Origin of the sequence: Janthinobacterium lividum, assembly GCF_034424625.1 — a bacterium.
Classification (GTDB): domain Bacteria; phylum Pseudomonadota; class Gammaproteobacteria; order Burkholderiales; family Burkholderiaceae_D; genus Janthinobacterium; species Janthinobacterium lividum.
Genome location: NZ_CP139976.1, coordinates 5,052,447 through 5,072,529 on the forward strand (window position 1 = coordinate 5,052,447; position 20,083 = coordinate 5,072,529).

The window sequence follows — 20,083 nt, forward strand, 5'->3', positions numbered from 1 at the left end:
CCAGGTGATCGCACATTGCCGGCGCAGCTCATTCATCATAGTCCATGCCTGCTGCATTGCATCAAAATTTTGCGGCTGCCGGACAGATGCGGCCATGGCCAGCGGCGTGCCTGCCTGCCGCTGGCCATGATCACTTGCTACTGCTCATGACTACTACTTGCACTACTGCTTGTTGCGCGACCCCGAGCTCGATCCCGAACCGCCGCTTTGCTTGTTGCCACTGTCGCGGTTGCCTTCCTGGTTCATGCTGGCATTGTCGCGCGAGCCGCTGGAGCTGGTTGCGCTTTGCCGGCTGGCATCGTTCTTGTGACTTTGGCTGCCTGCGCGGCGGGCCTCTTCCGAGGTGAATTCATGCGCCGTGCCTTTTTCATGCGCGGCACGCCCACCTTCGCTGGCGATTTCGCGCTGCTGGGCGGGGTCCATGGAAGCGAAGCCCCGTTTGCTGGTATCGCTTTGCTTGTTGCCGCCGCTGCTACTGCTACTGGTTTTACTACCTTGCTGTTTATTGTCGCTCGATGTGGCCATGATGATCTCCTTGATCGATGGAATCAGAAACAGTGCAAACCATGCAATTCTTCCCCCTCGCATGGCAAGGGAACAGTCATCTTAGTGCGCACATGGGGCACAAGAAATAGGAGGATGGCAAGAGCGTATGTAGGATGTATCCCGCCTACGGTAACGCAGTTACTTTCAGTTTTCCACCAAAAGTACCAGACACTCAGCAGTTAGCGGGTAGTGCGAAAATCGCCGCGTCGGCCGTCACGTAGACGCGCTCGCCAGCGGCTGGCCGCACCGCATGGCCGCCCGTGAATGCGCCAAACGAGGGCAGGATGGCGCGATGCTGGCCCAGCAGGAAACACGGCAGGCGCAAGCCGCCCCTTTCAGCGCGCAAGTGAAACACGGGATGCACGTGGCCGGCCAGCACATAACCGGGCGCGGCGGTGTCCGGGTGATGGCAGAACGACAGATTGCCCACCTGATGCGGCTCATCGACCATGCTGATCCCCAGCGCGGCGGCCGGGTCGCCCGCATGCGCATCGTGGTTGCCGCGCACCACCGTCAATCGCACGTCCGGATGGCGCGCGCGCCAGGCCAGCATGGCGGCCACGGTGGCGGCCCCATGCGCGGCGCGCGCGTGCAAAAAATCGCCGAGAAAGACGATTTCCTCGCAAGCGTAACTGGCCAGCAAGACGTCGAGCGCCAACAGGTTTTGCGTGGTGGTGCCGCGCGGCACGGGCACACCCAGCGCGCGAAACGCGGCCGCCTTGCCGAAATGGATGTCGGCGATGACCAGCATCCTGCGCGCGGGCCAATACACGGCCTTGTGCGCCAGCAGCCACAGGATCTCGCCGGCCAGTTCCACCACGCAGTGCGCTTGCTGCGGGCCGCTCATGCGGCCGCCTTTTCCAGCGCGCTGACCAGGCGCGCCACCCGGTCCGACAGCTTTTCCGTCGTCAACTGTTCGCGGAAGCGCTCGACCATCAGGCCGAAGGCAAACGGCGATGCCCGCTCCAGCGCTTGCAGGGAAATCTGCCGGCCGTGCAGCTCGCGCAAGGTGGCGCGCAAGCGCGTCAATTCCAGTTCCTGTTCCAGCACTTCGCGCTGCGCCTGCGTGAGCAGCAAATTGGCCGCGTCGTGCTTGCGGAACACTTCAAAGAAGAGCGAGGAAGACGCCTGCAGCTGGCGCGCGCTTTTCGGCTGGCCCGGATAACCCTGGAACACGAGGCCGGCGATGCGGGCGATTTCGCGGAAGCGCCGCTGCGACAATTCCGTCGCGTTCAGGCTGGCCAGCACGTCTTCCAGCAGATTGTCCGTGCTGAACAGGGCAATATCGGCGCCGCTGGCGGCCGTCAACAGCGGCGCATAATCGATGTCGTCCGCGCCCAGCAATTCAAAGCCGTAATCGTTGACGGCAATCGACAAGGTCGCCGGCTGCACGCGCGCGATGCGGTACGCCAGCAGCGACGCCAGGCCCAGGTGCACCGAGCGGCCCGCAAACGGATACACGAACAGGTGCTGGCCTTCGCGGCTGGACAAGGTTTCAAGCAAGAGGCTGGCGCGCGTGGGCAAACTCGACCATGCCTGCTGGATGGCCAGCAGCGGCGCCAGCGCGCGCATTTCCGGCCCGCTGGCCTTCCCTTCTTGCGCCAGCTGCAACTGGTCCAGCACGGCATGCGCGAGTTCCGACGACAGCGGCATCTTGCCGCCCTGCCAGCGCGGCACGGCGCCGCGGCTGCCTGTTGCGCGCCGCACGTAGGCCGTCATCTCGTGCACGCGCACGAATTCCAGGATGCGCCCGCCAAACAAAAAATGGTCGCCCTGCTTCAGGCGCGCGATGAACGATTCCTCGATGCTGCCGATGCGCGCGCCACCGAGAAACTTGACCTGGATCGCCGCCTCCGACACGATGGTGCCGATGCTCATGCGGTGGCGCCGCGCCAGGGCCACGTCCGGCACGCGGTACACGCCCTCATCGTCCGGCAGCACTCGCCGGTATTCCGGATACACGGTCAGGCTTTGCCCGCCGCGCGCAACGAAGTCGAGCGCCCATTGCCACTCGTCCAGGGTCAGGTGGCGATACGACCAGGCGGCGCGCACTTCCTCATACAATTGGGCCGACTGGAAGCCGCCGCCCAGGGCGATCGTCACCAGGTGCTGCACCAGCACATCGAGCGGCTTGTCCGGCACGGGCCGCGCTTCCAGGTGGCCCTGCGCCAGGGCAGCGCGGGCAGCAGCCGCTTCCAGCAATTCCAGGCTGTTGGTGGGTACCAAGGTGACGCGCGAGATGCGTCCCGGCGCGTGGCCGCTGCGCCCGGCCCGCTGTACCAGGCGCGCGATGCCTTTCGCGCTGCCCACCTGCAAGACCCGCTCGACGGGCAGGAAGTCGACGCCCAGGTCCAGGCTGGACGTGCACACGACGACTTTCAGTTCGCCCGTTTTCAAGTGCTGTTCGACCCACTCGCGCACTTCACGGTCCAGCGAACCGTGGTGCAGGGCGATCAGGCCCGCCCAGTCGGGCCGCGCATCGAGCAAATGCTGGTACCACAGCTCGGCCTGCGAACGCGTGTTGGTGAATACCAGGGTGGTGGCGCTGCCCTCGATCTCGGCGATCAGGGGCTGCAGCATCTGGATGCCCAGGTGGCCGCCCCAGGGAAAGCGCGTGGGGTTGACGGGGATCAGGCTGTCGACGAGGATGCGCTTTTTAATTTTACCTTCCACCAGCACGCCGGCGTTTTCCTCGCCCAGCAAGACGTCCTGCGCCTGCTGCAAGTTGCCCAGGGTAGCCGACAAGCCCCACGTCATCAGGTCTTCCTGCCAGCGGCGCAAACGGGCCAGGGCCAGCTGCACCTGCACGCCGCGCTTGCTGCCCATCAATTCGTGCCACTCGTCGACGATCACGGTTTCCAGCAGGCTGAAACGTTCCCGGGCGTCCGCCTGGCTCAGCATCAGGGACAGGCTTTCCGGCGTCGTGACGAGCACCTCGGGCCAGGCCTTCGCCTGCCGCGCCCGCTGCGCGGCGCTCGTGTCGCCCGTGCGCGCCTCGATGCGCCAGCCGGGAGCGAGCTCCGCACCCGAGGCTTGCAGCGCGCGCACGGTGTCGGCGGCCAGTGCCCGCATGGGCGTGATCCACAGCACGCGCAAGCCGTGCTTTCTCCCCTTGCGCGCCAGCCGCTCGGCGCGCAGCAAGGCGCCGAACCACACGGCATACGTCTTGCCGGAACCCGTGCTCGCATGCAGCAGGCCGGAGCGACCCTGCGCGCCAGCACGCCAGACGGCGCGCTGGAACGGAAACACCGTCCAGCCGCGCGTGACAAACCACGCATCGATGCGCTGCGCCGGCGTGCTCATCGCTTGCTCATGTGGTCTGGGCCAGCATGGCCTTCAGGGTGGCCAGCGTGTCCGCGTCGGCGATGGCCTTGTCTTCGCGCCGGCGCAGGATGCGGGGAAAGCGCACGGCGATGCCCGCCTTGTGGCGGCTCGACGCAGCGATGCCTTCAAAACCGATCTCGAACACCATCGTCGGCCGCACGCTGCGCACGGGACCGAATTTTTCTATCGTCGTCTTGCGGATGGCGGCATCGACCTGGCCGATCTCCGCATCCGTGAGGCCGGAATACGCCTTGGCGAACGGCACCAGCTTGCGTTCTTCACCGCCCTCCTCATCCGTGTCACTGTCCCAGACGGCAAAGGTGTAGTCCGTGTACAGCGACGCGCGCCGGCCGTGGCCCGCCTGGGCGTAGATCAGCACGGCGTCGATGGCATACGGGTCGATCTTCCACTTCCACCAGGTGCCCACGTCCTTCGTGCGGCCCACGCCATACGCGGCCGACATAGCCTTGAGCATCAAGCCTTCCACGCCGCGCGCCCGCGATTCGCTGCGGATGGCCGCCAGCGCCTCCCAGCTTGCCGCCTCGATGCGCGGCGACAGGCGCAGCGCGGGAGAATTCACGCCGGCCACCACGGTTTCCAGCAGCGCGCGGCGCTCCAGCTGGGGCAGCTGGCGGACATCGACGCCATCGATTTCCAGCACATCGTAGGCCACCAGTACGGCAGGCAGCTCGGTCAGCAGCTTGGGCGACACCGTCTTGCGGCCCATGCGTTGCTGCAAATCGGCAAATGGCGCAGGCACGTCACCCGGCTGCCAGATGAGGATTTCGCCATCGAGCACGGTCCCCTCGGGCAAGGCCAGCTGCGCCAGTTCGGGAAAGCGCTCCGTGATCAATTCCTCGCCGCGCGACCACAGCCAGTTCACGCCCTCGCGGCGCAGCAACTGGGCGCGCATGCCGTCGTATTTCCATTCGGCCAGCCAGTCGCCGATGCCGCCCAGCGTCTCCGGCCCCGCCTGCAAGGGGTGCGCGAGGAAAAAGGGGTAAGGCTGGCCGCCGCGCAGCGCATGTTCGCCCTCCGACTGCGCGGCGATCAGTTTGAGAAAGCCCGCGCCCGTGGGGCTGACCTTGCCATCGGTCCAGCCCATCAGGCGCTGGGCGATCAGCTTGCTGTCGACGGCCGCGATGGATGCCAGCGCGCGCGTCACCAGCAATTTTGACACGCCCACGCGAAAGCCGCCGCCTATCAGTTTGAGCAACAAAAACCGTTCGCGCGTTTCCAGCTCGTCCCAGTAGGCCAGCAAGTCGGCGCGGATGGCGTCGGGCGCCGCGCCGCGCAACGGTGCGATGCGCTGCTCGACCCACTCGGCCAGGCCGATGTCGCTGCGCCTGGCGGGCGCGGGCAGGATCAGGGCGATGGTTTCGGCCAGGTCGCCCACGGCGTGGTAGGCCTCGTCGAACAGCCAGGCATCGAGGCCCGCCCGCTCGGTCGCGTACTCGCGCAACAACCTGGTGGGCACGGCCTGGCGCGGCTTGCCGCCGGCCAGGAAATACACGGCCCAGGCCGCATTGTCGGGCGAGGCGCCGCGAAAATAGGCTTGCAGCGCCGCCAGCTTGCGGCTGGTGGAGGTGGTTTCGTCGAGTTCCGCGTACAGCCGGGCAAAGTCACGCATGGGTGACGTCCTCCGCTGCCGTGGACGCACCGGGCGCATTGTCATCGGCCTCGTCGTCGCCATATTCCGTCTCGAAGCCGCCCGCCTGCCAGCCGTTCTGCTGCAGCCAGCGCACCATCACGGGAATCGAGCCATGCGTGACGATGATGCGTTCAGCCTGCGTAGCGCGGATGGCTTGCATCAGGCCGGGCCAGTCGGCATGGTCGGACAGGACAAAACCCCGGTCCACGCCACGCCGCCGGCGCGCGCCGCGCAGCAGCATCCAGCCGCTGGCAAACACATCGCTGTAGTCGCCGAAACGCTTCATCCACGGCGAGCCGGCGGCCGACGGCGGCGCGATCACCAGCGCCGTCTTCAGGGCCGCCTTGTCCGTGACCTCATCGACCATGACGGTGGCGGGCAAGGCCACGCCGCACTCGCGGTAAACCTGCGTCAATGCCTGCGCCGCGCCATGGCAGATGATGGGACCGATGGTCGCGTCCAGTCCCGCCAGGATGCGCTGCGCCTTGCCGAAGGCATAGCAGAACAGCACGCTGGTGCGTCCCTCGGCCGCATTCCTGCGCCACCACTGGTTGATATCGTCATAAACCTCCTGCGGCGCCTGCCAGCGGTAGATGGGCAGGCCGAAGGTCGATTCCGTGATGAATGTATCGCAGCGCACGGGCTCGAACGGTGCGCAGGTGGGGTCGGGCTGCAGCTTGTAGTCGCCGGACGCCACCCACACTTCACCGCCGTACCGCATGCGCACCTGGGCCGAGCCCAGCACGTGGCCGGCCGGATGCAGCGACACTTGCACGCCGTGGTGTTCGATCGTGTCGCCATACGCGAGTGCCTGGATGGAAACGGCGCCCATGCGCGCGCGCAGCACTTGCTCGCCGGGAGCGGCGCACAGGTAATGCCGGTGTCCGACTCTCGCATGGTCGGCGTGCGCGTGCGTGATGATGGCGCGCTCGACGGGGCGCCACGGGTCGATGTAGAACTGACCCGGCACACAATACAAGCCTTCCTTGCGCACCACCACCATATCTGCCATGCCCTGCTCCCTGCGTTAAAAAAGCGCGTTGGAATGGGCTGATTCTAGCGCGCTTGCGCCAGATCACTGTTCGGCAGCGCACCATGGCTTCATGCGGGGACAACGAATTCCGCCATGAAGGTACGCGTGGTGTTTTCTGGAAAGGCAATGGTGACCTGGTCGCCCGCCACGGACAGCACGGTGCCGATCTGATAGCGGGGCACGCGCACGCGACTGCCGACGGCGATCTGGGGCGCCGGTGCCGGCGCAGGTACCTGGACAGGCGCTGGCGGCAACTCGTCCAGGGTGATGGGCGCGGCCAGCGCGGGCGGCGACTGGCAATTATCGCAAGTGCAGCAGCGCTCGAAATCGCCGGCATCGCCAAAGTAATCGAGCAGCAGTTTCCAGCGGCACAGGCCACTTTGCGCATACGCCACCATCTGCTCGAGCGCCTGTTTGTCGCGCTCCTGCTTGTCGACATAAACTTGCGCCAGCTGCGCAAACGAGGGCGTGGCGGCCGAGGGGGCTTTCAAGCTGTAGCCCAGCTTGCGGTCCTGGCGCAGCAGCTTGCCGTCTTTCAACAGTTTCAGGCACACCTTCAAGTGGCCGTCGGAAAACTCGGGCAGGCTGGACGCCAGCGCAGCGAAAGCAAACGTGGCTGGCAGTTCTTGCGCCACCGCCACGATGGCCGCCAATTCCCCTTCCGTTGGGTAATGCTTCGCCAGAAAGAATTGCTGCACCCGCTTGTCTTCCTGGAAATACAACAAGGTGCAGTCGGCGGGCAAGCCGTCGCGCCCAGCCCGGCCCGATTCCTGGTAGTACGCTTCCAGGTTGGCCGGCACCTGCAAGTGGATGACGAAGCGCGTGTCGGGCTTGTCGATGCCCATGCCAAAGGCGTTGGTGGCGACCATGATGCGGCGTTCGCCATTCATGAACAAATCCTGGTTGTGCTTGCGCTCGCGCGCCGCCAGCTTGCCGTGGTAGCACATAACGCTCTCGCCCAGTTCCGCCAGCCGCGCCGCCAGGTCCTCGACGGCCTTGACGGTGGCCGCATACACGATGCCCACGCCCGGCGTCTCGCGCAGCAGGCGCAAGACTTCGTCCTGTTTCTCTCCCGCATTCGTGACCTGGATCACGCGGTAGCGCAAATTGGCCCGGTAGATGCCGGTATTGATGACCTGCAGCATGCGCGCTTCCAGTTGCGCGTCGATATCGTCTACCACTTCGCCGGTGGCCGTGGCCGTCAGCGCCAGCACGGGCGGACGGCCCAGCGCGCGCAGGGCGGCCGCGATTTCCAGGTAGGCGGGACGGAAGTCATGGCCCCACTGGGAGATGCAATGGGCTTCATCGATGACGACCAGGCTGGGCGGCGAGGCTCCCAGCAGAGACAGGAAGGCGGCACTGGTCAGGCGTTCCGGCGTGCAAAAGATGATGATCCTGCCGCCCTGGCCGATGCGGGCGATGGCCTCGTCCTCTTCCGCGCGCGACAGACTGCTGTTGAGCTGCACGGCCGTGATGCCCAGTTCTTGCAGCTTTTCCAGCTGGTCTTTCATCAGCGAAATCAGCGGCGACACGACCAAAGTCGCACCGGGCAACAGGGCGGCGGGCAACTGGTAGCACAGGGACTTGCCGCTGCCGGTGGGCATGATGGCCAGGGTGTCGCGCCCGGCCAGCACGCTGTCGATGACATCCTGCTGGCCCGTGCGCAGCCGCGCCACGCCAAAGACCGAGCGCAGCAGGCGCTGGATATGCTTGCCTGGCTTGCCTGGCTTGCCTGGCTTGCCGGATTGGTTCGCTGCACTGCTCATCATTGTCGTCCCGAAAGTAACACTGCGATAAGGTGCAGCTACTTTAAGGCCGGGCCTGGCGCACCGCCATAGGACGGGCGCCACAGCCGGCGTAGGAATTCAGGAAGCAAACAGGATGGCCCAGAACAGCATCAGCAGACCGGCAATCGACACGCACCAGACGAGCGTGCGCACGACAGGCACGCCAAACGCGTACAGGGGCAAATACAGCACGCGCGCGGCCAGGTACAGGGCGGCGCCGTACAGGGTCAGCGCGCTTTCCTGCGCCGTCACGTGGGCGATCAGCACGGCGGCGGCGAACAGGGGCAGGGTTTCGAACAGATTCGCCTGGGCCCGCCGCAAGCGGCCCGTGATCTTGCCCACAGGCGGCCCGTCGCCATCGCGCGCGCTCACGTTATAGGCCGTGCCTGTCTCGCGCGTGCGAAACAGCGCGGGCAGCAGGATTTGCAGCAGCGCCAGCACCAAAGTACAGGCCAGCATCGTCAATTCAGGGGTCATCTTTTACCTCTGCGGGTGAGACAGGCAAGCCGTGCCGGCGCATGCCTGTCAGGGTTGGTCGAGTGCCGCTTGCAACTCCATCAAATCATAAGGCTTGCGCAGGACGCTGGCGGAAAAACCCAGTTCATCCATCGATTCCTTGCCATAGCCCGTGGAAAAGATGATGCGCATGTCCGGTTTATCGCGCAGCACCATGCGTGCCAATGCGATGCCGGACATACCGGGCAGGCTGACATCCGTAAACAGGATATCGAAGTCTTGCTCGTTGAGCAGATCCCACGCCGCCTCGCCATCGGACACGCCGCTGACCGTGTGGCCCAGCATACCCACCAGTTCGCACACCATCAGCTGCGAATCGAGATTGTCTTCCACCACGAGTATTTTCATCGATGTCGGCATGTCACCCTGCGGTGTTGGCGCATGGCCCGTCAAGTCCAGCCCCGGCGTGCCGCTTCCCCGCACGCTGGCCGAGGTGCTGCCGGCCACCGGCGCGCCGGACCGTTCAAACTGGCGCGCGCGCATTTGCTGCTGGCGGTTGGCCAGCACATGGCGCAGCTTGCGCGCCAGCTCTTCGCGCCGGTACGGTTTGCTGAGCAATTCCACCCCCGCGTCGAGACGCCCTTCGTGCACGATGACATCCTGCGCGTAGCCCGAGGTAAACAGCACGGCGATATCGGGCTGCAACTCGCGCGCCTGGCGCGCCATCTCCGTGCTGCTGACGGGACCGGGCATGATCACGTCCGTAAACAGCAAGTCGATCTGCGCGCCGCTGTGCAGCACGGCCAGCGCGCTTTCGCCATCCTCGGCCTTGAGCACCTTGTAGCCGAGCGCCCCGAGCATGTCGACCACGGTGGTGCGCACGCCCACGTCGTCTTCCACCACCAGCACCGTTTCCGTGCCGCCCGTGACGACGCCGCTCAGCTCCAGTTCCTCGTCCGCTTCCGCCATCAGCGAGCGGGGCAAATAGATTTTGACTCCCGTGCCCACGCCAGGTTCACTGTAGATGCGGATATGGCCGCGGCTTTGCGTGACAAAGCCATACGCCATCGACAAACCCAGGCCCGTGCCCGCGCCTTCCGGCTTGGTCGTGAAGAACGGCTCGAACGCGCGCTGCAGCACGGGGCCGCTCATGCCGCGGCCCGTATCCGTCACCGACAGCATCACGTACTGGCCTGCCGGCACGTCGACCAGATTATGCACATACTGTTCGTCGAGCACGACGTTGCCCAGCTCGATGGTCAGCTTGCCCACGCCATCCATGGCGTCGCGCGCATTGATGGCCAGGTTGAGGATGACGTTCTCGATCTGACTGCGGTCGATCAGGGTATTCCACAGTCCGCCACCGCCCACGAGCACGATGTCGATCGCTTCGCCCAGGGCGCGCCGCAACAGCGCATCCATGTTGCGCACCACGCGCGCCAGATCGGCCACCACGGGTTGCAAGGGCTGGCGCCGCGCAAATGCCAGCAAATGCGACGACAGCTTGGCGCCCCGCTCGACGGCGGCAATCGCCGTGTCCAGGCGCTGGCGCATCAAGCCATCCGTGCCCGCCAGGTGCTGCAGCAAATGCAAGTTGCCGGAAATGATTTGCAGCACATTGTTGAAATCGTGCGCGATCCCCCCCGTCAGCTGGCCCACGGCTTCCATCTTTTGTGCCTGGCGCAAGGCGTCTTCGGCCTTGGTGCGCTCACCCACTTCCTGTTCGACCCGGTGTTCCAGCGTTTCGTTCAATTCATGCAGCGCTTTTTCCACGCGGCGCCGGTCCGTGATATCCGTCTTGACGGCGATCAGGGAACGCGTATGACCCTGCTCATCGACCAGGCGGCTGACATTGCTCGACACCCACACTTGCGAGCCATCGGGCTTCAGGTAGCGCTTTTCCAGCGAGAACGACTCGCCCGTTTCCACCAGGCGCTGGAACAGCACGCCGTTGCCAGGCACGTCTGCCGGATGCATGATGTCGTTCATGTTCAGGCTCAGCAGCTCTTCGGCGGAACGCCCCAGCATGCGGCACAGGGCGCCGTTGACACGCTGGAAGCGGCCATCGAGGCCCAGCTCGGACAAGCCCACGGAAGCCTGGCCGAAAATGGCGGCCATGCGCTCCTGGCTGGCGTTCAGTTCATCTTCGATGTGGCGCCGCTCCGTCACGTCGAACGACACGCCCACGTAGCGGCGCTGGCCCGGCACGCGGCCGGCCACCACCTCGCCCTGGCGCGCGATCCAGCGCAGCGCGCCATCGGCGGGACGGCGGATGCGGTACTCCACGTATTCGAGGGGATTGGGCGCCAGATCCAGCTTGCTGGGTCCGACCTTTTGCTGGTCGCGCGCATCGACCAGGCTCACCAGCAGGCGTTCCGTCACCACTTCCTCGTCGGCAATGCCCCACAGGCGGCGGAAGGTAGGCGACACCACCATCGCGCCCGTATCGGGGAACCATTCGAAGGTGCCGATGCCGCCCGCCTGCTGGGCCAGGCGCAGCCGCTCCTCGCCTTCCATGCGCTCGGTGACGTCGATGCCTTCGACGAGGATGCCCGTGACCACGCCCTCGTCATCCTTGATGGGCTGGTAGACGAAGTCGATATGGCGCTGGCCCGTCAGCCCGTCAGCCGTCTGCAAATCCACCTTCACCTGGCGCCCTTCGAAGGGCACGCCCGTGCGGTAGACCTGGTCGAGCAGCTCGATGAAACCTTGCGCCTTGACTTCGGGCAAGGCCATTTCGACTGTCTTGCCGAGCAAATCGCGGTGCCCCACCAGGCGCAGATAATGTTCGTTCGCCAGCTCGAACACATGCTGCGGCCCGCGCAGCATGGCCATGAAGCTGGGTGCCTGCTGGAACAGGGCGCGCAGCAGCGCGCGCTCCTCGCCCAGGCGGCGGTTGGCCTCGCGCACGGCCTCGCCCTCGGCCTGCAAGGTGGTGTTGAGTTCGCCCAGCTCGGCCGTGGCCAGCTTCAGCTGGCGCCCCTCCTCCATGCGCGCCGTCAATTCCAGCGCCGTGCACAGTACGCCATCCACCTGGCCGTCGGCGCCATGCACGGGCGTGTAATACAGGTCGAAACAGACGTCCGTGCGCTGTCCGTCACGTAACAGCGGCAGGCAGCACTCGCGGTGCACCTGCGTCTCGCCGCGCAGCCCCGCTTCGAGGATGCGCGCGTTCCAGTCCCATATCTCGGGCCAGACGGCCGGCACCGTGCCGCCCAGCGCCGCCGGATGGCGCTCCCCGGCGATCTGGATGTAGTCGTCGTTGTAAATCATCACGTGTTGCGGCCCCCACATCAGCACCATCGCCATCGGCGAATGGAGCACGATGTCGACGCTGGTGCGCAAATTCGCGGGCCAGCCATCGAGGGCACCCAGGCTGGTGGCGGACCAGTCGCGCCGGCGCAGCAGCTCGCCCATGCTGCCGCCGCCGCGCGGCCAGGCTGGCGCGCTCATGTGGACAGTCCCGCTTGCACGCGCACCTGGCACTGGCGCGGGATGCGCACCGTCGCCACCGTGCCCTGCGTCACCGTCGAACTGAGCTCGACCGTGCCACCGTGGGCCTTGACGAACATATTCACCGTGTACAGGCCCAGCCCCAGGCCCTGCCCCGTCCTGCGCTTCTCGCCCGCCTGCTGGAACGGTTCGAACAGGGTCGGCAGCAAGGCGGCCGGGATGACACCACGATTGGCAATGCGCAATTCAATGCTGTCGGCATCGCGTCCGTCCAGGGCCAGTTGCACCGGCGTGCCCGCCTCGCCATGCGTGATGGCATTGCATAACAGATTCGAGATGACTTGCGACAACAAGCCCGCATCACATTGCCCGTGCAGCTCGCCCACGCTGCTGATCTCGACCAGCGGGGCCTGGCCCGCCGTCTCGAACTCGTCGACGATGGCGCGCGCCAGCGCCAGGTAGTCGTGCGTGCTGCTGCGCAACTCCATCGTGCCCGAGCGGATGCGCGCCAGGTCCAGCAACTGGTCGACCATGCGGCCCATGCGCTTGGCGCTGCTTTCGATGCGCTGCGCCGTGACGACCACTTTAGGGTGGTCGCTCATCATCGGCAACAGCATGGCGCCGTTCATCACCACCGACAGGGGCGTGCGCAAGTCGTGGCCCAGCACGGCCATGAACAGTTCATTGAGGTGCAGCGCATGCTTGAGCTCGTCGAGCTGGGCCGACAACTCGCGTTTCTGCTGGTACAGCTGGACCAGCACGGCCACCTTGCTTTGCAAGGCTTTCACGTCGATGGGCTTGTACAGGAAATCGACGGCGCCCGCCTCGTAGCCACGGAAGCTGTAGCTCGGTTCACGCGACGCGGCCGTGAGAAAAATCAGGGGAATGCTGCGCGTGCGCTCGCTGCCGCGTATCAGCTCGGCCAGCTCGAAACCATCCATCTGCGGCATTTGCACGTCGATCAGGGCCAGCGCCACTTCATGCGTCAACAGCAATTCCAGCGCTTGCGCGCCCGAGCTGGCCTTCAGGATGATAATACCGGGCCGTGCCAGCACGGCTTCGGCGGCGACCAGGTTTTGCGCGATGTCATCAACGACGAGGATATGGATAGGAGCGGTCACGGATCGGTCTTCAGGCATCGTCACGGCAGAATGCCATAATGTTTTGATATGGAAATTAATATTGTTTCAGTCTTTGCATATATATTACACGCACTGTCATGCCCCCATTCACTTGTCCTCCCCGTTGTCCAGCAGAGCCAGGCTGGCGGCCATCTGCGGCAAATCGAGCACGCGGTCGGCGCCGGCCCGCTTGAGCGCGGCGGCCGGCATGATGCCATAGCTGGCCCGCTGCGGGTCTTGCACCCAGGCACTGCCGCCCAGCTGCCGCACGCGCGCCAGGCCCGCCGCGCCATCGGCCGAGGCACCCGTCAGGATGATGGCCAGCATGGCGCGCCGGTAGGCGTACGCGGCTGTTTCCAGCAGAACATCGATGGACGGGCGCGAAAAATACACGGGCGCTTCCTGCGACAGGGAAAAACAGCCATCGGGTTCGACTTGCAGGTGGTAATCGGGTGGCGCGAAATAGACGGTGCCGCCCTGCAAGGGCTCCTTGTCCTGCGCTTCGCGCAAGGGCAGCTGGCAACGTTCGGCATACAGATGCGGCAACTGGCTCGAACGGCCCGGCGCCAGGTGCAGCACCACCACCACGGCAGCGCGGCAGGTGGCGGGCAAGGCGCGCAGCACGATGCCCAGCGCTTCCACGCCGCCGGCCGAGGCGCCGATGGCGATCAGGCGCAGGCCGGCGGGCGGTGGCGCGACGTCGCTGGTCGGCAGCATGTCAGGCACGCTGGAAGATGCGTTCAGCCGGACTCAGCTCGTTGAAGCTGGCCGCATGGCGGCTGAAGTGCAGGCTTTCCTTCATGCCCAGGCCCAGGAAGCCCCGGTTCACCAGCGCTTCATGGAACAGGCCCAGGCTGCGGTCCTGCAAGTCTTTATTGAAGTAAATCATGACGTTACGGCAGGAAACCATGTGCACCTCCGAAAACACGCTATCCGTCGCCAGGCTGTGGTCGGCGAAAACGAACTGGCGCCGCAAGCGCCGCTCAAAGATGGCGCCCTTGTAGGCGGCCGTGTAATAGTCGGACAGCGAGCGCTTGCCGCCCGCCAGCTGGTAATTCTCGCTGAACTGGGCGATGCGCTCGATCGGATAGATGCCCGCTTCGGCCGCAGCCAGCGCTTCCACATTGATATCGGTCGCGTAAATCATGCTGCGCTCAAGCAAGCCCTCTTCTTCCAGCAAGATGGCCAGCGACCACACCTCTTCCCCGCTGCTGCAGCCGGCCACCCAGATCTTGATGGAGGGATAGGTATGCAGGATGGGCACGACTTTTTCGCGCAAGGCACGGAAATACGCGGGATCGCGGAACATTTCGCTCACTTGCACCGTGAAAAACTGCAGCATCTGCGCGAACATGGCCGGCTCGTGCAAGATGCGGTCCTGTAATTGCGACAGGCTGGCGCAGCCGAAGCGCTCCATGGCCTGGCGCATGCGCCGGCGCAGCGACGCGACGGAATAGTCGCGGAAATCGTGCTGATACCGCAGCAGTATTCCCTCAAGCAATAACTTCAGTTCTATATCGAAAATATCGTCATCTAACAACATCCACCTCATCGGATACCAGACCGTTGAACACAGTGCAACGCACACCATGCAGCACTGCCAAATGCTAGCAGATCGTCGGGGATTATCCCGCAGGAAAAGCGTCAGTTAGGTACGCTGGCGTACGCTAGACCCACTTTTTTCACGCGTCCACGCCCTTCATGCCCTCCTCCGTGTAGCGCGCGCCCGCCGCCATGCCCAAGGGAAAGGCCGCGTTCATCGCCGCCAGTTCGGCCCCGTCCAGATGCACGGCCAGCGCGCCGAGGTTGTCGTGCAGGTAGGCGATGCGCTTGGTGCCGGGAATGGGAATGATGTCGTCGCCTTGCGCCAGCAGCCAGGCCAGCGCCAACTGGGCCGGGGTGCAGCCTTTTGCGCGCGCGATGCCCTTGACTTGCGCAACGATGGCCTGGTTGCGCGCCAGGTTTCCCGCCGCGAAACGGGGATTGAACTGGCGAAAGTCGCCCGCGTCGAGACTGGCCGCATCGGCAATGACCCCCGTCAGGAAACCGCGCCCCAGCGGGCTGTAGGCAAAGAAACTGGCGCCTACTTCGCGGCAGGCGGCCAGCACGCCCTGCTCCGGTTCGCGCGTCCACAGCGAATATTCGCTCTGCACGGCCGCCACGGGGCAGAGCGCCGCCGCGCGCAACAGGGTGGCGGCACTTACTTCGCACAGGCCCACGGCGCGGATCTTGCCCTCTTGCAGCAGCTGCGCCAGCGCCCCCATCGATTCCTCCAGCGGCGTCTCCAGGTTCAGGCGGTGCAGGTAGAACAGGTCGATGCTCTCCACGCCCAGGCGCGCCAGCGACGCTACACATGCCTGGCGGATGTAGGCGGGGGAATTGTCGACGCGGCGCGCATAACTGCCCGCCTCGCGCGCCAGGCCGCACTTGGTGGCGACCAGGGCTTGTCCCCGATGGCTGACCAAAAAGCGCCCCAGCAATTGCTCGTTGTGGCCGAAACCGTAGGCGTCGGCCGTGTCGAACAGGGTCACGCCCGCCGCCAGCGCCGCTTCCAGGGTGGCCAGCGATTGCGCCTCGTCCGTCGCGCCATAGAATTCCGACATGCCCATGCAGCCCAGGCCCAATGCCGAGCTGGTCAAGCCGCTATGGCCAATGTATCGTTGTTGCAGTTGCATGTAGATCTCCCTTACGTTGACTCAATGCAGCCAGTCTAGGCCGCACCGGCTGGCGGGGGAATGCGCGATTTCGTGATACCTTTCTGGTATGAGAGCCCTCGATACCCATGCCTTGACCCTGTTTTGCGCCGTCGCCCGCTGCCTGAACTTCCGCCAGGCGGCAGAACAGTTGCACATGACCCAGCCGCCCTTGTCGCGCGCCATCAAGGGGCTGGAAGAGCGGCTGGGCACGCGCCTGTTCGAGCGCGACACGCAGGGCGTGGCCTTGACGCAGGCGGGCCGCACCCTGCTGCCGCAGGCGCTGCACATCCTCGATTTGCTGGAGACGGCGCAAGAATCGCTGCAGCGTGACAGCGCGCCCGCGCGCCTGCGCCTGGGCCTGACGAGTGCCGTGGCGGCCGGCCTGTTCCGCCCGCTGCTGGCGGCGCTGGAGGGGCAACTGGGCAATATTCGCCTGGAACTGACGGCCGCACCATCGCCGCGCCTGGTCGCGGCCGTGCGCAAGGGCCAGCTGGACGCGGCCCTGCTTGCCTTGCCCAGCGCCACGTTCGAGCTGGCCGTGCAGCCGCTGGCGCGCCAGCCCATGATGCTGGCCCTGCCCGCCGGGCACCGGCTGGCGAAAAAGCGCAAGCTCAGCCTGGCCGACATCGCGGCAGAATCGATTTACTGGTTCGAACGGGCGCGCCAGCCCGCCTTCTTCGACCATTGCCAGGTAGTTTTCCGCCGGCATGGTTTCGCGCCGTTTTTCCTGCGCGAAGCGCCCGACCACCATGTGCTGCTCGGCGATGTGGCGGCCGGCAAGGGCATGGCCCTGCTGGCCGATTCCTTCCGCGCGCTGCGCCTGGCCGGCGTGGTCTACCGGCCATTGCTGGAAGGCGAGGAATTGGCGGCCGGCATCGGCCTGGCCTGGCGGGAAGAGCACGGCCATGCGGCCCTGCCCCTGCTGCGCCAGCTGGCGCAAGAACATCTGAAAAAATGAGGGCCGGGCACGGATGCGCCAGACGCGCTACCATGGCGCCTTCCCCATTTTCGAGCGCCACCACGACCATGACGTTTACCATCAGCGACGCCGCCTACGGCACCGATACTCCCGCAGCCAAGCAAGCCATGTATGCGGACCTGCGCTCCCAGCTGCAAGGCTTGCTGTCGGGCGAGAGCGACTTCATCGCCAATACGGCCAACTTCAGTTCGCTGGTCTTCAATACGATGCCGGGTCTCAACTGGGCCGGCTTTTACTTCCTGAAAGGCGAGGAACTGGTGCTGGGTCCGTTCCAGGGCAAGCCGGCCTGCATCCGCATCAAGAAGGGGCGCGGCGTGTGCGGCACCACCGTGGTCGAAGGCAAGTCCATCGTCGTGCAGGATGTGCACGCGTTTCCCGGCCACATCGCCTGCGACGTCAATTCCCGTTCGGAACTGGTGGTACCCGTGTTTGCGAACGGCCAGATCATCGGCGTGTTCGACCTCGACAGCCCCTTGCCCGGCCGCTTCGACGATGTCGACGCGCAGGGCGTCGAATCGCTGGTGCGCGTGCTGGAAGCGGCTATCGTCGCCGAGTAATTAACTAGTTGCCCGCCTTGACGGCGATGAATTCGCCCTTGCCGACCGTCGCCAGGCACGCCGTGTAGCGGCTGTCGGCGCGGATGGCCTCGATAAAACCGGCCATGTCCGCGTAGTGCGAACTGGCGTTGTCGACCACCAGCACGCCGCCGGCCGCCAGCACGCGGTCCAGCTGCGGCCACCAGGACTCATATTGCTGACGCGCGGAATCGAGGAAGATGAAATCGTAGGCGCCGTCGGCCGCATCGCGCAGCACGTCGCCCGCGTCCGCCAGCAACTGGCCGATCACGCCCTGCAATTGCGCGCGCACAAAGTTGGCATGCGCCATGTCGAACTTGTCCTGCGCCTTTTCCACCGTCACCACACTGCCGCCCAGCGCCTGTACCGCGCGCGCCAGCCACAGGGTGGAATAACCGTTCGAGGTGCCGATTTCCAGCACCCGCCGCGCACCGCGCGCGTGCACCATCACGGCCAGCAATTCGCCCGTGTCGCGCGTGATGTTGAGCATGCGGCTGGCCCGCTCCACATGCGCCGCGTCATTGGCGTTGCCGAATGCTTCCAGTTCGCTTAATAAGGTATCGAGGGTATCGATGCTGTGCATGCCGCCTCCTTGTGCAAAGCATCAGCATAGCAAGAAAACTAGGCTTTGGCACGGCGCAGGGGGCGCTTCAGGTATTGCACCATCACCACGCCCAGCAAGGTCACGCCGCCGCCGATCACATCGTAGCTGTGCAAGGTTTCACCGAGGAACAGCATGGCGATGATCACCGTGAACACGGGCAGCAGGTTCATCAAAGTGGTGGCGCGGCTCGGTCCCAGCTTGGCCAGGCCATGCATCCACAAGAACGGCGCGATGATGGACGCGGGGATGCCGGCAAACAGCACCAGCGGCAAGCCGGCGCCGGTCACGGGCGGCGCGGACTGGCTCAGGTAATACACGAACAGCACGGGCACGGCGCACCACACCTGGATCAGCAGCGAGTGCCAGTTATTCAGGGGAATCTTCCAGCGCTTGAGCAGCACGCCATAGCCCGCATACGACAGGCAGGCAAGCAGCATCAGGGCGTCGCCCACGGCCGCGCCATGGGAAATCAGGGCGGCCAGATCGCCATGGCTGAGCAGATAGCCGAGTCCCAGCAGCGACACGAGGCCGCCAAACACGCCGCCCACGGTGGGCGCCTCTTTCAACAACAGCACGGACAGGCCCACGGCCAGCAGCGGCATCAGGGAAGCGAGGATGCCCATATTCGTCGCCGTCGTCGTTTGCGCGGCAATGTAGGCGAGGCACTGGTACATGACCATGCCCAACATCCCCAGCACAAACAGTTTTCCCAGATACGGTTGCACCACGGCCCGCTGCTTCCACACGGCGCGGCTGAAGACCAGCGCCAGCAGCACGCCGGCCAGCAGCCAGCGGTAGAACGAGATGGCGGCCGGATCGATCACGCCCACGGCCATCTTGCTGACGATGGTATTGATGGCCCAGATCAGCACGGCGATCACGGGAAACAGGTAATGCCTGGTTTGCATGCAAAGAACTCCAATATTCAAGACCGTCATTTTCGCATGGTCTGATTCCATGGATATAATGAATACCGGACAAATGATGCGAAGAACAGGACAAAGACACCATGGCCAGCAACCAGCATTTCCCCGCCGTTTCCGACGCCCTGCCCTATCCCGTGTATTTCCGCCTCGACGATTACCACGCGCACCAGCAATTCGATTACCAGAGCCATCCGTGGGGCCAACTCACGTATTGCTCCACGGGCGTGATGGAAATCATGGTGGCGGGCCAGCGCTATCTGTCGCCGCCCCAGTACGCCGTGTGGATACCGCCCGAGACCTTGCACGACGGCTATATCCGTCAGGATGTCGTATTTCACTCGGCCTATATCGATGCCAGCCTGTGCGCGCAGCTGCCGGCGCAGCCGTGCGCGCTGGTACTGAGTCCCTTGCTCAAAGCCATACTCGGCGACTTTGCCGAACGCGGCGTCACCACGCCCGCCACCCTGGCCGACCAGCGCCTGGCGCAAGTGCTGGTCGACCAGCTGCAGCTGGCGCCGTGCAGCCGCAACTACCTGCCGGGCAGCGACGAGCCCGTCATCGCGGCGCTGCTGGCGGCCCTGCAGGCGGAGCCGGGCAGTAACCGCTCACTGGCAGAGTGGGCCGCGCAACTGCATGTCACGGAGCGCACCCTGGCGCGCCGCTGCCAGCGCGAACTGGGCATGCCGTTCGGCGAATGGCGCCAGCGCCAGCGTTTCCTGGCCGCCCTGCCCCTGCTGGAACAGGGAGACACCGTGCAAGCGATCGCGCTGGAACTGGGCTACAGCACGGCCTCCGCTTTCATCGCCATGTTCCGGCGCCAGAGCGGCGGCACGCCCGACCAGTTCCGCCGCGGCCTGCGCTGAAAAAGCGGACCAGGGCTGTCGGCTTTGTCATATGGGGATGCTAAAATTCAAACATCTTTCCAGAGAGCA

General features: G+C 65.1%; 17 protein-coding genes. 3 read left to right on the plus strand and 14 right to left on the minus strand.

Features of this window, described 5'->3' with window-relative positions; genetic code table 11:
* Positions 1 to 162: 162 nt before the first annotated feature.
* The 12 genes from U0004_RS22855 to U0004_RS22910 form a co-directional block, all read right to left on the minus strand.
* Entirely contained in the window at positions 163 to 525 is a 363-nt protein-coding gene (locus U0004_RS22855; RefSeq protein ID WP_070260302.1) for a KGG domain-containing protein, read from the minus strand.
* 193 nt (positions 526 to 718) lie between these two features.
* On the minus strand, positions 719 to 1,393 hold the full coding sequence (pdeM, locus tag U0004_RS22860; RefSeq protein WP_070260304.1) for a ligase-associated DNA damage response endonuclease PdeM: 675 nt from the start codon (positions 1,391 to 1,393) through the stop codon (positions 719 to 721).
* Complete coding sequence (locus tag U0004_RS22865) at positions 1,390 to 3,849, minus strand: ligase-associated DNA damage response DEXH box helicase (RefSeq protein WP_070260306.1); 2,460 nt, start codon at positions 3,847 to 3,849, stop codon at positions 1,390 to 1,392. The genes pdeM and U0004_RS22865 overlap by 4 nt, the downstream gene beginning before the upstream one ends.
* A 7-nt stretch (positions 3,850 to 3,856) precedes the next feature.
* Positions 3,857 to 5,500 carry an ATP-dependent DNA ligase gene (locus tag U0004_RS22870; RefSeq protein WP_115057564.1) on the minus strand — a complete coding sequence of 548 codons (1,644 nt, stop codon included), beginning with the start codon at positions 5,498 to 5,500 and terminating at the stop codon, positions 3,857 to 3,859.
* Entirely contained in the window at positions 5,493 to 6,533 is a 1,041-nt protein-coding gene (locus U0004_RS22875) for a ligase-associated DNA damage response exonuclease (RefSeq protein WP_070260310.1), read from the minus strand. The genes U0004_RS22870 and U0004_RS22875 overlap by 8 nt, the downstream gene beginning before the upstream one ends.
* An 89-nt stretch (positions 6,534 to 6,622) precedes the next feature.
* Positions 6,623 to 8,320 (minus strand): RecQ family ATP-dependent DNA helicase, encoded by a 1,698-nt coding sequence (locus tag U0004_RS22880; protein WP_070260470.1) that lies wholly within the window; start codon positions 8,318 to 8,320, stop codon positions 6,623 to 6,625.
* 99 nt (positions 8,321 to 8,419) lie between these two features.
* A complete protein-coding gene (locus U0004_RS22885; protein ID WP_034783403.1) occupies positions 8,420 to 8,818 on the minus strand; it encodes an MAPEG family protein in 399 nt (132 codons plus the stop codon).
* Positions 8,819 to 8,866: 48 nt separating this feature from the next.
* On the minus strand, positions 8,867 to 12,250 hold the full coding sequence (locus tag U0004_RS22890) for a hybrid sensor histidine kinase/response regulator (protein ID WP_070260312.1): 3,384 nt from the start codon (positions 12,248 to 12,250) through the stop codon (positions 8,867 to 8,869).
* Complete coding sequence (locus U0004_RS22895) at positions 12,247 to 13,371, minus strand: hybrid sensor histidine kinase/response regulator (protein WP_070260314.1); 1,125 nt, start codon at positions 13,369 to 13,371, stop codon at positions 12,247 to 12,249. Before U0004_RS22895 ends, U0004_RS22890 begins: the two co-directional genes overlap by 4 nt.
* Positions 13,372 to 13,479: 108 nt before the next feature.
* Complete coding sequence (locus U0004_RS22900; RefSeq protein WP_070260315.1) at positions 13,480 to 14,088, minus strand: chemotaxis protein CheB; 609 nt, start codon at positions 14,086 to 14,088, stop codon at positions 13,480 to 13,482.
* A 1-nt stretch (position 14,089) separates the two neighbouring features.
* Positions 14,090 to 14,914 carry a CheR family methyltransferase gene (locus U0004_RS22905; protein ID WP_200880276.1) on the minus strand — a complete coding sequence of 275 codons (825 nt, stop codon included), beginning with the start codon at positions 14,912 to 14,914 and terminating at the stop codon, positions 14,090 to 14,092.
* Between the two features lie 139 nt (positions 14,915 to 15,053).
* The gene (locus U0004_RS22910) at positions 15,054 to 16,040 is read right to left on the minus strand and encodes an aldo/keto reductase (RefSeq protein WP_070260472.1); all 987 of its coding nucleotides are present in this window, start codon (positions 16,038 to 16,040) and stop codon (positions 15,054 to 15,056) included.
* A gap of 94 nt (positions 16,041 to 16,134) precedes the next feature.
* On the opposite strand from U0004_RS22910, the gene U0004_RS22915 reads away from it, so the two are divergent.
* Complete coding sequence (locus U0004_RS22915; protein ID WP_070260317.1) at positions 16,135 to 17,025, plus strand: LysR family transcriptional regulator; 891 nt, start codon at positions 16,135 to 16,137, stop codon at positions 17,023 to 17,025.
* 68 nt (positions 17,026 to 17,093) lie between these two features.
* Positions 17,094 to 17,603, plus strand: coding sequence for a GAF domain-containing protein (locus U0004_RS22920; protein ID WP_070260474.1), 510 nt, complete (start codon positions 17,094 to 17,096; stop codon positions 17,601 to 17,603).
* 4 nt (positions 17,604 to 17,607) lie between these two features.
* On the opposite strand, the gene U0004_RS22925 is transcribed toward U0004_RS22920, so the two are convergent.
* Both U0004_RS22925 and U0004_RS22930 read right to left on the minus strand, forming a co-directional pair.
* A complete protein-coding gene (locus tag U0004_RS22925) occupies positions 17,608 to 18,204 on the minus strand; it encodes an O-methyltransferase (protein WP_231958377.1) in 597 nt (198 codons plus the stop codon).
* Between the two features lie 38 nt (positions 18,205 to 18,242).
* Entirely contained in the window at positions 18,243 to 19,133 is an 891-nt protein-coding gene (locus U0004_RS22930; RefSeq protein WP_070260319.1) for a DMT family transporter, read from the minus strand.
* Positions 19,134 to 19,234: 101 nt separating this feature from the next.
* On the opposite strand from U0004_RS22930, the gene U0004_RS22935 reads away from it, so the two are divergent.
* A complete protein-coding gene (locus U0004_RS22935; RefSeq protein WP_034783391.1) occupies positions 19,235 to 20,014 on the plus strand; it encodes an AraC family transcriptional regulator in 780 nt (259 codons plus the stop codon).
* Positions 20,015 to 20,083 lie beyond the last annotated feature (69 nt).